This is a genomic window from Acinetobacter sp. 1000160 (assembly GCF_000588715.1).
In the GTDB taxonomy this organism is placed as follows: domain Bacteria; phylum Pseudomonadota; class Gammaproteobacteria; order Pseudomonadales; family Moraxellaceae; genus Acinetobacter; species Acinetobacter courvalinii.
The window spans coordinates 79,194-93,185 of sequence record NZ_JFWP02000005.1; the positions used below are offsets into that span (position 1 = coordinate 79,194).

8 protein-coding genes are annotated in these 13,992 nt (G+C 46.5%); 3 read left to right on the plus strand and 5 right to left on the minus strand.

What is annotated here, in order from left to right; genetic code table 11:
* Positions 1–16: 16 nt before the first annotated feature.
* From J699_RS06870 to J699_RS06860, 3 genes are all read right to left on the minus strand, one after another.
* Positions 17–691: a ubiquinone biosynthesis accessory factor UbiJ gene (locus J699_RS06870; protein WP_032870597.1), complete on the minus strand. Its 675-nt coding sequence runs from the start codon at positions 689–691 to the stop codon at positions 17–19.
* Between the two features lie 10 nt (positions 692–701).
* Positions 702–1,643 carry a bifunctional demethylmenaquinone methyltransferase/2-methoxy-6-polyprenyl-1,4-benzoquinol methylase UbiE gene (ubiE, locus tag J699_RS06865; protein WP_032870600.1) on the minus strand — a complete coding sequence of 314 codons (942 nt, stop codon included), beginning with the start codon at positions 1,641–1,643 and terminating at the stop codon, positions 702–704.
* Positions 1,644–1,854: 211 nt separating this feature from the next.
* A complete protein-coding gene (locus J699_RS06860; protein WP_188382619.1) occupies positions 1,855–2,562 on the minus strand; it encodes an FFLEELY motif protein in 708 nt (235 codons plus the stop codon).
* 207 nt (positions 2,563–2,769) lie between these two features.
* On the opposite strand from J699_RS06860, the gene J699_RS06855 reads away from it, so the two are divergent.
* Positions 2,770–4,188: a phosphate--AMP phosphotransferase gene (locus J699_RS06855; protein ID WP_032870785.1), complete on the plus strand. Its 1,419-nt coding sequence runs from the start codon at positions 2,770–2,772 to the stop codon at positions 4,186–4,188.
* 27 nt (positions 4,189–4,215) lie between these two features.
* Here the strand turns inward: J699_RS06855 and J699_RS06850 are convergent, their stop codons facing one another.
* On the minus strand, positions 4,216–5,508 hold the full coding sequence (locus tag J699_RS06850; RefSeq protein ID WP_032870602.1) for an MFS transporter: 1,293 nt from the start codon (positions 5,506–5,508) through the stop codon (positions 4,216–4,218).
* Positions 5,509–5,774: 266 nt separating this feature from the next.
* Positions 5,775–6,281, minus strand: a complete 507-nt coding sequence (locus J699_RS06845; RefSeq protein ID WP_005226490.1) for a hypothetical protein — start codon at positions 6,279–6,281, stop codon at positions 5,775–5,777.
* Positions 6,282–6,471: 190 nt separating this feature from the next.
* Between J699_RS06845 and J699_RS06840 the strand changes: the two genes are divergently transcribed.
* Both J699_RS06840 and J699_RS06835 read left to right on the plus strand, forming a co-directional pair.
* Positions 6,472–10,173 (plus strand): exodeoxyribonuclease V subunit gamma, encoded by a 3,702-nt coding sequence (locus tag J699_RS06840; protein WP_032870605.1) that lies wholly within the window; start codon positions 6,472–6,474, stop codon positions 10,171–10,173.
* Positions 10,174–10,176: 3 nt separating this feature from the next.
* The gene (locus tag J699_RS06835) at positions 10,177–13,890 is read left to right on the plus strand and encodes a UvrD-helicase domain-containing protein (protein ID WP_032870607.1); all 3,714 of its coding nucleotides are present in this window, start codon (positions 10,177–10,179) and stop codon (positions 13,888–13,890) included.
* Positions 13,891–13,992: the final 102 nt, after the last annotated feature.

Here is a 13,992-nt window from a genome sequence, read left to right on the forward strand (position 1 = left end):
AAAGTCTTACCTAGTCTTATGTGGGTTGCTTTGGTGGATTAACTTGAGTATTGAGCTGTTGAAGCTTGGCTTGCAGACGATCAATTTCCTGATTGAGTTGGCGGGTCTCTCGGTTGAGATCATCCATTTGCCAACGTGGGGCAAATAAACCGCTGTCTTCTTTTAAGGCATCTTCAACAAAAAATAAATGGCTTTGCAGGGAGCGTTTTAACTGTTTCGGTGCAAGTTGCACTTTACCCAGCTCATGTGCCAGTTGTGGGCCGATCCACGGCGATAAATGCGCTGCCAGATCAGGCTCGGCCTGCTGCATAATCCTCTGAATATCCTGCAACAGGTGATAATCACCGTGCAATGGAATATTGCCAATCTGATCCATGTCGCTAAGCAGTAATTTAACCAGCTCAACGGTATTTTCAACATGTAAGGTTGCAGTGGCATCCTTGAGGGTCTGTTGAGGATCAAAAGGACGTTGCTCAAAAATAGAAGGGCTTTGACTTTGTCCCGTCACGGTCGGTTCGAGACGAACTCTATTCTCATCAAAAAACACATCAACCGAGAGTTGTGGACTATCAATCACAACACGTAATAATTGACCTTGTAGCTGATTGAGCTGCATGCGGGTAATCGCATCCAGATCAATCACATGATGAATGATACGTTCGACTGCACCGAGTGCTAAAATCGACCACATATCTTAAACCTTAAAGTTTGAATCCACGATGAACCGCAACAATACCACCGGTTAAGTTGTGGTAGTCACAGCTTTGGAATCCGGCATTTTCCATCATTCCTTTCAGGGTACGCTGGTCCGGGTGCATACGAATTGATTCAGCCAGATATTTGTAGCTTTCCGAGTCATTGGCCACCAGTTTGCCCATGATCGGCAATGCTGTAAATGAATACAGGTCATACAGTTTTGAGAATGGCTCAAACACGGGCTTAGAAAACTCAAGAATCAATAGGCGGCCGCCTGGCTTAAGCACGCGATACATCGCTTGTAACGCAGCATCTTTATCAGTCACATTACGCAGACCAAAGCTGATGGTGACCAAATCAAAACTGTTGTCTGCAAATGGCTCTAAAGTTTCAGCATTGGCCAGTACGAAATCAACGTTGGTACAGCCGGCATCAATCAGACGGTCACGGCCGACATTGAGCATCGATTCGTTGATGTCTGATAAAACCACATGACCTTGCGGCCCAACTTCACGGCTAAATACTTTGGCTAAGTCGCCTGTACCACCGGCAATATCCAGTACATGTTGACCACGACGAACGCCTGACATGTTAATCGCAAAGCGTTTCCAGAGACGGTGAATACCAAATGACATCAAGTCATTCATGATGTCGTATTTGCTGGCAACGGAATGGAACACTTCGGCAACTTTTTGTGCCTTGTCATCACTACTCACGGTTTGATAACCAAAGTGTGTAGTTGCACCAACGTTGCCGGTATTGGCACCACGCGGCAAATTATATTTTGGGATTGAAGCTGTTGAGGTCGGTGCAGCATCTGATTGTAAAGACTGTTGCTGACCTTGTGGGGTGCCTTGTGGCAGTGGCGTGTTTAAGAAAGGGCTGACTTTGTCTGAACTTGGGTTTTGCTCAACTTCTGGGGTAGGCTGTTGGTTTTCGTTAGACATTGTTTTCTCCTAAACTTTCGCTCTAGCGGCACGAATCAGCAAGCATGATGACAGATTTTGTATCTTTTTACAGGGTTTCGCATGTAATTGATATGAATAATATACAGAAAGTCACTTTCTCAAAAGGGTTTTAATTTTTCTTAAGATTTGAAAAGACTCATTTTTCTATTTCAGCCATAGCTAGGCTGGCTGAAATAGAAGCAGACTTATCCTAGTCACGAAATGGATTCGGATGTCCTGCATGAACTTTATCAATAATTTCCCGCTCTTTTTCGCTAAAGGTTTTGATAAAGCTTGCCGCAGATTTCATCGGTTTCATCGCAGCGAAACCTTCCTGAATAAACTCATACATGCCATCAAACTGGTATTTATGCGCGATGCCTTTGCACATTTTAAAGGCCGCATACATCATGGTTGAACGCATATATTTATCCAGTGTCACGCCTAATTCATCCAGAAGCTGCAGTTGCTCATAGCGTGCCTCGCCCTGATCCAGTTTAATCAGGGTCTGGCGCATGATTTCATCGGTCAAAGGGGTTTCGAGCGGATAATCTTCCAGCAATTGCTGAGCCACCTGTTCGTCCAGTCGTGTTGCAAGTACCGCTAAGCTCACTGATTTAGTACCTGTTTTAATCGCATTTTCAGGCAGCAGGCTTTCGGCTTTATGGGCATATTTAAGCAGGCGTTCGATTTGTTGCGCCATGGCATCAAAGTCTGGCCCGCCATATAAGCGATTTAAAAAGTACGCTGCCATAAGCTGGTTTTTTGGTTCGGCAAAGAACTCGGCATGTGTCTCGGCAATCCGTGCTTTCATCCATGCCTGTACTTCATGCAATCGCTGCGCAACCGCTGGATTCTGGTGGTAATTCAAAGATTGATATTCTAATAAAAGTTGATCAAATGCAGCGAGTTTTGACATGTTCGAACTCAAAGAAAATAAAACGATAAAATCATAGGCATCATCATAACGGAGAACCATGACAGCATAAACTTTAAATGCTTAATAATTGGTCAGTATGGGCGTGTCGTGACAGTCAACATAAACTGTACACGGGTTTTTGCATGAACATTTATAGTTTGAACAATACCTATTTTAATTTTAATAATGAGCCAGTTAGAGCAGCACATGAGTAAACAACAACCGACATTTGAATTGCGTGATGAAGATGAACTCTCTTTGGACCTAATCGAGGCGCAATATGCCTTAAAAGAAAGCCGCGATAAAAAGAATGCCAAAAGTGTACTGGTTCTGGTCAGTGGCATTGAACTGGCAGGTAAAGGAGAGGCGGTTAAACAGTTACGTGAATGGCTGGATCCACGCTATTTACGGGTCAAGGCAGATGCACCGCAGTTTTTAACCAATAACCAGCCATTTTGGCAGTCCTATAGCCGCTTTATCCCGGCTGAAGGGCAGATCGTGGTGATGTTTGGTAACTGGTATAGCGATTTGCTCACTACGGCGATGCATGTCTCCAAGCCCCTGAATGAACAACTGTTTGATGGCTATATTGAACAAATGCGGGCTTTTGAGCATGATTTGCAGCATAATCATGTCCATATTGTCAAAGTCTGGTTTGATTTATCCTGGAAATCACTGCAAAAACGCTTAGACCAGATCGATGCTTCGGAACAGCGCTGGCATAAATTACACGGACTGGATTGGCGCAATAAAAAACAATACGATACCTTGCAGGGCTTGAGCCAGCGCTTTACCGATGACTGGTTTGTGATTGATGGTGAAGACGAAAAGTTGCGCGATCAAAGTTTTGCCCAGTATCTTCTGCAAACCTTGCAGGAGTTGCCAGAACACCAGACCAAAGTGAGCCAGAAGTGGCAACAGGCCGAGATTCCCCAGCACTTGCAGGAACCAGCGCAAGCCAGCCTGGAAAAACAGGACTATAAAGCAGAACTGCGTAAACTGAGCAAGAAAGTGGCAGACAAGCTACGTTTTGATGAACGTAAAGTCGTGATCTGCTTTGAAGGTATGGATGCGGCAGGGAAGGGGGGAGCAATCAAACGCATCGTCAAAAAACTCGATCCGAGAGAGTATGAAATCCATACCATTGCAGCGCCGGAACGTTATGAATTGCGCCGACCTTATTTGTGGCGTTTCTGGAATAGATTAAATGATAGCGGCAAGATTACCATTTTTGACCGGACCTGGTATGGGCGGGTACTGGTTGAACGCATTGAAGGTTTTGCCTCTACAGTAGAATGGCAGCGCGCCTATAACGAAATTAACCGTTTTGAAGAAAATCTGGTGGATAGCCAGACCGTGATCGTCAAAATCTGGCTAGCGATTAGTAAAGAGGAGCAGGCGCTCCGCTTCAAGGCACGTGAACAGACACCGCATAAACGCTTTAAGATCACCGAAGAAGACTGGCGTAACCGTGAGAAATGGGATGAGTATCTCAAGGCAGCGGCGGATATGTTGGAACGGACCGATACCGATTATGCACCGTGGTATGTGATTGCAACCGATGATAAATATTCAGCACGGATTCAGGTTTTAAAAGCAATTTTGCAACAACTGAAGGCGGATTAATCCGCCTTCAGGCTCACTTCATCTAAATTAATTGTTATTTGCCAGTTGTGCGCTATAGCTGCGATGTTGGCGGAATACGATCAGTGTCGCGATTAAACTGGTGATCGCAGCAAACATCAGCCAGAAAGCAGGCATGCTCTTATTGCCTGAGCTCTGTACCAGATAGGTGGCGATCATGGGCGTAAGCCCGCCAAAAATCGAGGTGGCAAAGCTATAAGCCACTGAGAAACCCGCAATGCGGACTGAACTTGGCATCATTTCAGCCAGTGAAACCACCAGTGCACCATTGTAGAAGCTATACAGCAATGAGAACCACAATAACACCATCAGCATATGCGACAGGCTAATGGTCTGGGTGAGCCAGCTGAGTAAAGGATAAGCACTGATAAAGATCAACAAGGTGGTTGTGATTAAAAGGGGTTTTCGACCAAATTTATCGGAAAGATGTCCACCAATCGGTAATAAAATAAAGTTACTCAGTCCAACCATAATGGTGGCGATCAAGCTTTCGGTACGGGTCAAATGTAGTACCTCTTTACCGTAGGTCGGGGTATAGACGGTAATGAAATAGAACATCGTTGTCGTGGTTGCAACCATACACACACCAGCCAGCACGATTTTCCAGTTGGCCGCCAAGGTAGTTAGAATTTGTCGGGTACTTGGATGCTCTTTACGTGAGGCAAAGGCTTCTGTTTCAGCCAGTGACTTCCGTAGCCAGAAAATAAAGGGAATGATGGCACAGCCGACAAAGAAGGGGATTCGCCAAGCCCATGCATCGACCTGGGCCTTGGTAAAGACCAGACTGACGATATAACCCAATACGGCGGCAAAAATTACCGCGACTTGCTGACTGGCAGATTGCCAGCTGGTAATAAAACCACGGTTATGTGGCTCGGCAATTTCGGACAGATACACCGAGACCCCACCAAGTTCCACTCCGGCCGAAAAACCTTGCGCAAGGCGTCCGGCAAAAATCAGGACAGTGGCTGCAAATCCGATACTGGCATAGCTGGGGGTAAAGGCAATGATTAACGAGCCAAATGCCATAATGCTCAAGGTCACCATCAGGCCTTTACGGCGGCCGATTCGGTCGACATAAGGACCAAGTACCAGTGCACCAATCGGACGCATCAGAAAGCTGACCGCAAACACTAGAAAGGTTTTCATCAGTGCGGCATAACTGCTGTCGGAATGGAAGAATGTCTCGCCGATGGCCTGGGCATAAAGACCGAACAGGAAGAAGTCGTATTGTTCAAGGAAGTTCCCGCTGGTCACATTAAAAATGGCACGGACACGAGAGGGGGATTGGCTGGTTTGCACAACGACGCTCCATCATCTAATTATCTTCGAGATGTGGAGATTAAAAATACAATCTTTATGAAAGCTTAAAAAGTTAAGTGAATATTAACGTAATTGTGGTGTTTTTTTATGGATCTGTTGGCCTGATGTAACCCAGCGCATCCAGATGAGCAATAGACACAAAAGCTAATAAGCCGGATTCGGAATATTTTTTAATTCTATTTTGAAGCACTTAATTTCATTCATCAAACAGCAGGTATGCGAACCGCTACCTGCTGCGATAGAACTTACGCTACGATGGTGGTCCGGCTTTTCTGCTGAATCCGCTTGGCAAGGTTATAGCAATCCTGCACATGTGCTTCAGTGATTTTGCGCATCATGAAATAGCCCAGACTGGCCGCGACCAGTTGGCCGCCCAAAGGAATAAATTTAGTTACCTGTTTGGTGGCAATTTTAGTGAAAAAGCCATTAAACGACTTTTTCATCGCGGTGCGTGCCACTACAAAACCTGAAAACTCGAATCCGCGTTTACGTAATTCATCCCAGTGAACTTTTTTGGTTTGAGGGTCATACACACTGATATGTTCGGGTGCCAAACCAAAGCGGGCATTAATATCCGGAATGATCTGGGTCAGCATGCCCAGGTCGACCACCACATCAAAGAATGGAATCGGTACAATCGCTGCACCTGCTGACCAATATGCACGCTTTTTAGCCATTTCTAAACATTCATCACGGATCTGTTCCAAGTTTAAGCTTGGGTCAATCGAATCAGGAATTTTTTCAATTTTCATAAAGTTATACCTAAAGTCTATCCCTTGATAGTACATTCAATACGATTGAATGGTGAATTTCAAAACAATTTTTTTGTTGGATTGTGTATTTAACGTGACTTCATGATATGAAGTTGAATGTTGTATAGTGAGCATTATGGACGGTTTCGTGCAACAAAATGATCATTTTTTGATGAGGTTATATTAATACATGGGTATTCATGTTATTCAAAGTCAACGCCTTGAAGTGTTATTGCAAGGTGTGATGGCATCAATTACCCAACCCGGCGATTCCCCCTTTCAGGTGTTTAAAACCCAGCATTTTATTGTTCCGAGTCCTGCACAACAACAATGGCTGACGCAGAAAATTGCGGAACAGCAAGGCATGACTGCCAATTACCAGTTTCATCAACGTATCCGTGGTTTCCAATGGTATGCCTATCAGCAGGTGCTTGAAAATAAAGAGCAGGTGCGTAAGGCCAATATTCCAAGATTAATTTTAAAATGGCGTATTCATCAAGCCTTACAGCCCTTTATCCGTGCTGATCAGCTCGATCTCGCCACAGATCATCCTCTTTATTCGATAGTGCAGCGCATTTATGACAGTGCGGCCCAATTACCGCAGGGCACAGAAAAACAGTTAAAAAAGCAGAGCATGCTGTATTGGGTAGCGGAACAGGTGTCGCACCTGTTTAATAACTACATGATTTATCGTGGTCATTGTCAAAAAGGCTGTCGTAGTGAATGCAGTTGCTCAAGTAACTGGCTCTCCATTTGGGGGCAGAATAAAGCACTGGATATTGAACAGCTGATTGCCAAGACGGATCAGCAGACCTCAGCCTTTAGCTTAAACCAGACCGAGCAACTGGAAGCATGGCAGCGCTGGTTATGGCAAAACTATTTCCATGATGACTTTATCGAAATGCAGGGGATTGATGCTGATTTCTGGCAGACCTTAGCGCATGCGCAGACCCAGGTAAAAGCGCTGGCACAGTTACCGAATCAGGTGATCGTTTTTACCGTGCTGGATTTGCCACCCAGCCAGCTGCAGTTTTTACGACGTTTAGGTCAATATCTGGACGTGGTGATTTTGCACTATAACCCGTCACAGGAATATTGGGCGGATAGCGTCGATCCGCTATGGAAACAACGTTATGATCTCGGGGTTAAAGAGCGGTTTATTGCCAAGCATCCCAAGGCAACCGATGCGGAAATTGCTGCTTTCTTTGAGCGCTTCAGTTTAGGGTTTAATGCCTTGAATCGTGAATCTCGCCATCCCTTACTGACCCGTTTAGGCAAGCAGGCACGCGATCACTTCTCCCTGTTATCACAACTGGCAACCGGTGAGGAAGGCAAATGGATTGATGCCTTTGAGGATTATTTCCCAGAGACGCTACTGGGCAAAATCCAGTCGGATATTTTCTATCTGGCTGAACCTGTTACTGAGCAATATGAGCTGGCGGCGGAAGATCATTCTATCCAGTTTCATGTCTGTCATTCCAGCTTAAGACAACTCGAAGTGTTAAAGGAGCAACTGCTACATTGGTTGTCACAAACAGATACGACGCCGCGCCGTCCAAGTGATATTCTGGTTCTGACCCCGAATCTGACCGAGCTTGAGCCTTTGATTCGTAGTGTGTTTCCTTCCGTGCCCAATGATCATGATGTGTTTTTACCGGTTAAGATTGCGGGTGTGGCGCAGCTGGATGCACTCAATGCCTGGCGGGCAGTCTTGGGACGTTTGCAACTGACGCAAACCCGAATGACCCAAGATGATTTTGCGGACTGGCTGAACCTGTCGGCAACCCAGCAACGCTATGGACTAGATTATCACCAGGCCCAACGCATCTTGAGCTTACTCAATGAAGCCGGTTTTAAACGCGGTCTGGATGAAGAACATCTCAAGCATAGTTTAAGTGCCGATGATCAGGACTACCGTTATAGCTTTAAATTTGCTTTAGACCGTCTGGCTTTAGGTATTGCCGTACCTGCTCATGTAATGGTGCAACAAACTTTAAGCTATGCACTGGTCCAGCCGAGTGATTTTGAGCTGATTGGCATCCTGATTCAGATTTATCAGGATTTGTCGTTGCGACGTCACTGGCTGGTGGCGCATGAGCAGGGTCAGCGCTTGCCGGTAGTCACCTGGCTCAAACGCCTGAAAGCAGATGTTCAGGAATTTGAGCAGGCCGATATTGTTGCTTTAAAGGCGGTACGTGAGATTATCCAGAAGCAGGAGCGTATGCTGACGCTGGCCAGTTATTATGAAGAGATGGAAAGCCAATTACGTCAGATTTCTTTGCCCTTGCCTTATATTATTGAAGAAATTCAACGCACGCTGGAAAGCCAGTCAGCGCAGGTTGAACCTACCGGACAAATTACCTTTAGCCAGATCGGTCAGATTCGTCCGATTCCTTATCGGCTGATTGTAATGCTGAATCTGGATACCGGAAAGTTTCCAAATCGGGATAGTCATATTCCCTTTGATCTGATGGATGCCTTACGTCAGCAATTGGGGGACCGTTCCCGTCTGGAAGATGATCAGGGTGCTTTTTTAGATGCGGTGTTGCTGGCACAGGAACAATTATGGCTGTTCTATAATGGCTTTGATGTGAGTGATGGGGAAGTGCGGGAGCCATCCAGTGTGTTACAGCATTTCCGTGAGCATTTGGCACTGATTATAAAGCCACCCCTTTCTAAATCTCTCTCCGAGGGAGAGTCTTCATTGGGTGAGATTTCTCTCAGCCCAGCTTTAAACAAGGGCGATTCTGGGATTGTGGCGGATTTGTCTAAGGAATTTGCAGCCTTGCAACTTCCGACACAGCTTTATCCCTTGTACCATATTCATCGCTTACAACCCTTTGATCCATTAGGTTTTATGGCAGAACAGCGGCATAGGCGTTTTCAGGATCAGTGGTTTAAGGTTGCTGCACAGATTCAACAGGACAAAGGTGACCGGGCAGCTTGGGTCAATACGGCTTATCCGGTTGAGAATCATGAAATGCTGATTCTGGATGGCCAGCAATGGATTCAGGATGTCACTTTTCCTGCGCGTTTGTACTTGAAAACTTTGGGTGTAGAAAACCTGAGTGCAACAGAACTCGTTGATCAAAGCGAGCCATTATTGCTGGATGGTTTAGGGAAATATGCCATTCGCCATTTCCTGCAACAGCAGGAGGACAATCCTTCTCCTCAGCTATTACAGCATCAGTTACCTGTTGGCAAAGTCCAGCAAAGTGCCTGGCAGCAAAGCTGTCTGGAACAACAGCGCCTAATGGAACGCTTGCAGCAACATGCCGCAGCGCCCACTGTAACGACCCAGCGTGTTTGGCGTGTATCCAAACATTTACAGATCGGGTGTACCACCCCGAAACAGATCGGTCAGGACTGGATTAGTCTGGATGCCTCCAGTGCCCGAGCCAAGCGTCTTGCCAAAGTCTGGCTGGAATACCTGTTATGGCTGACGGTACTGGATCACGAGACTGCCACTGAAAAACGCCGTATTGTGGTGTTTAGTGATCAGACCGTGATTTGTGAAGGCTTAAGTTCTCAGCAAGCACGCACTTATCTGCAAGACTGGCTGGAACTGTGGCAGCATGCCCAGCAACAGCCTGTGGTGCTACCTGCAGCCTTGATGTTAAAGCCACTGGAAAAAGGCAAACAGCATGAATGGTTTGAGCTGGATTCGAAACAGATTTTAGTCGAGGACAGTCAAAAGCAGCTACTGAAAGACTGGAATGATACTGGCGACTTTTCCGGCTTTGACATGAGCCAGAATGAAGCCTGCAAGTTACATCGGGACTGGCAGTTTATTTTGCAGGAACAGGATGCCGCAGCATTATTACAATATGCTTGTGATCACTATTCCTATAGGCTGTATCAGCCAGTGTTTGAATTTTTACGAGTGGAGTAAGGCATGAACGCGCGCTATCCTGTGTCTTTTCAACCGATTCGTGATATTCAGTTCGAAGGCCTGCATCTGATTGAAGCTTCGGCGGGAACAGGCAAAACCTATACCTTGTCCAGTTTAATGGTACGGATTTTCTTAGAAAAATATCTGCCGAATCAGGTGATTGCCACTACCTTTACCCGTGCTGCTGCTGCCGAATTAAAAAGCCGTATCCGTTTACGTCTGGTCGAGATGCAACAGTATCTGGAACCACTGCGGACGGTGCTGGAGCAGGATATCCAAGTTTTGGCTGCACAAGAGTCAGACCCGCTTAAACAGCAGGTTTTGCAGACTTTTGCACCGCGTATTGCCTATGCCTGCGAACGCTTGAAATTGGTGATTGACCAGTTGGATGAACTGTTTGTCGGGACGCTGGACAGCTTTAGCCAGAAGCTGCTCAGAGAGTTTGCTTTTGAAAGTGGCAAGATCGAAGCGGCGCAGATTACCGATGATGCAAAAAGCTATACCCGTCAATTGATTCATGATGTGTTGCGTGAGTGGATTCAAGCTCAACCGCAACAGGTGATTGATACACTTTATAGTGTAGGTGGTTTGAAAAGTGTGGATCATTTTGTATCCATGGTCGAAAGCTCCCTGAATTTTAGTTCGGCTCAGTTCAAGTTGCCGGCCATGCCCGAGATTGAGCTGGCGCAACTGCAGCAGTGGCAACAGCAAGCTGAACAGATTCAGCTGGAGACGCTTGCGGATTATTTCGATCTGGACGGTGTGCATTATGCGCATATCAATGGCAGCTCTTTCCGTAATCATGCCTTCAATAAGCTGTTTACCGTGCATTGTCCAGCCCTATTAAATGCCTTGAAACAAGCATCACCGCTACAGGTGTTTGATGCTTATTTTGAGGCAGATCGCGATGCCGTATTCAAGTTTTTAGACAAGCTCGACAACCAGAAAATCTTTAAGAAATGTCCTGCAGACATTAGTGACGGTTTTTACCAGCATCCTGCGATCGTACAGCTACAGACACTCTGTCAGGCCCTACAACAGACACAGCAGCAATTTGAGCAGTTGCAGGTGTATCTAAAGGCCTATCTGTGTATTGAAGTCAGAAAAAGGTTGCCTCAGGTTTTACAGCAAAAGGGTGAAACCACATTTTCCCAGCAAATTAAAACCTTGTCCGAAGCTTTAAAAGGCGAGCAGGGACAACATTTCGCGGTATTTGTACAGGCCCGTTATCCGCTGATTCTGGTGGATGAGTTTCAGGATACCAATCAGGATCAGGATGACATGCTGGCCAGTATCTGGCGACATCCGCAGCGCTATCAGAAGGGCTGTATGATCATGGTCGGGGATCGTAAACAGGCGATTTATGGTTTCCGTGGTGGGGATATGCTGACCTTCCTGAATGCCTATCAGGATATTATGGCGAAGCAGGGCTGCGTCTATAAACTGATTCATAACCATCGTTCAGTAAAAGAGCTGGTCGAGGTGGTGGACAGCCTGTTCCAGCGGCAGACTGACTTTGGTGAGCAGGTACTTTATGACCCGATTCAGGCAGGGTCACGTCCACATCCTGCCCTGATTGAAAATAACCAGATCAATCCTGCACCATTACGCTGGTTACAGCTACAGGATGGCAATGAGCAGGCGACCCAAGTGGCCTGGAAAATACAGACCCTGCTCAATCAGGCCCATGCCGCGGAATTATATTTGGAGGATGAACATCCTAAAGCCATTTGCGAAGATGATATTGCGGTCCTTTCCCGTAGCCATCGCCAGCTGGATGAAGTGCAATACGTACTGGAGCGTTTGGGCATTCGTGTCAATCGTCCTTCCAAACGCAGTGTGTTTGATTCAGCCATAGCACAAGATGTCGGAGCATTGTTAACTGCCATTCTTCATCCTTATGATGAAGCCAAATTAAAACGTGCCTTACTCAGTCGTTTATTCGGATTTGACTTAAGCCGACTATTGGCGCTGGAACAGAGTGCAGCAGGCTTGAGCGCATATATCCAGCAGCTGGATGAAATACGGGAAATGTGGCTCAATCAGGGTTTTCTGGCGGCATGGCAACGTTGTCTCAATCAGTTTGGTATCTGGCAGCAACTGGTGGCAACGCAAAGCAAGGACAATGAGCGTGCGGTGGTCAATTTACGCCATCTCACCGATATTCTGAGTCAGCACAGCGAACATGTGCAAGGCATACAGAACCTGTATCACTGGTATCTCAAGCAACTACATTCACCCAGTGACCGTGAATGGGAGCTCGAACATAAGCTATCCAGTGAAGCCGGTGTGCAGTTGATGACGATTCACCAGTCCAAGGGGCTGGAATATAAAATCGTGTTTCTGCTCGGTGCCAATAAAGCCTTTTCGGAAATGCAGAAAAGTTTAAATTTTTCCACTGCCGAGATTCAGCATCCGGAAACTGGACAGGTCCGCACACAACGGGTGGTTGCTGTCGCCGATAAAAACTTTCTGCAGCAGGCTGAACTGGATCAGCATCAGCAACGCGCGCTGGCGGAGCAAAACCGCTTATGGTATGTGGCGCTGACCCGTGCCAGCCATCGGGTCTATGCGGTATTTGAACCTGAGAAAGGCGATAAAAACAAGTTTTCCGGACTGGCATTCTGGAAGAACCAAGGCGATGCTTTCCAGCATCCTTGCTGCGCAGATGAAGCTTTGGTACTGGAACGGCCTTATGCCACCTACCAGCAGCAAGGCAAACAGAAGTTCCCGCTTGCTGCCCAGCCCTTACCGGAGCAACGCTTTTACGCACGTGGCAAGACCAGTTTCAGTTATCTGGCACAGCATCTCAAGCATAAGGCCAATCGTGTTGATCGCTTGGCGAATATCGATGCTGACTTTGAACAGGCGGAAGATGAACTGCATCTTGCCACTAGCCAAGCCTTAGCGAGCTCTCAACCGATCGCCTGGATTAAACAGTATTTTCCGAAAGGTACCCTGGCCGGCAACTTTCTGCATGAAATCTTCGAGCAGATTGATTTTCAGCGTCCGGAAACGTGGATTGAGGAAATTCGCCGCCGTTTTAAAAATACTTATCAAAGTTTATGGGTCGAATTGCTTGAACAGTATCAGCAGCAGTTTCCGGAGCAGACGCAGCCAGAACAGCAACTGTATGAATGGATCGCTGGCTGGTTGCAGGATGTGCTGGTGACGCCCCTCAATCAGGGCTTTCAATTAAAGCAACTGCTTGCGGGACAATATCTGTCGGAATGTCCTTTCTATCTGGCATTGTCGGATCGGGTACTGGCCATGCAGCGTGTACAGCAACTGTTTGAAGAGTACGGCATCCACATGCCCGAACTGCTTGAGGCCCGGTCTGCCCGCTATCTGAATGGTTCCATCGATCTGGTTTACTTTGACGGTCAGCGCTACCATATCGCCGATTATAAAAGTAATTATTTAGGCACGGCCCAAGCCGATTATCAACATGAGCAAATCGCAGAAAGTATGTCGCTTTCCAGCTACTGGCTACAAGCGGCTTTATATCTGGTGGCGTTGCATCGCTATCTCGGAGTGAAGTTGCAGAATTACAGCATTGAGCAGCATTTGGGTGGTGCATCTTACTTGTATTTACGGGGCATGAACGGGCAAGCACAACAGGGTTGTCTGTACTGGAAACCTGAAGACGAATTTATCTTGCGTTTAGACGCCATTCTTGGATATTTCTCTGAGGATAAAGCCGGAAAAATGGTGTAGATAAAATGTGTGAATTTAAACTAAACAAAAGCTTAACTTGTGGATAAGACTGTTTATAACCTTGTGGACAAGCGTGTGGGTAAGTTTGAGGATAACTCTGTG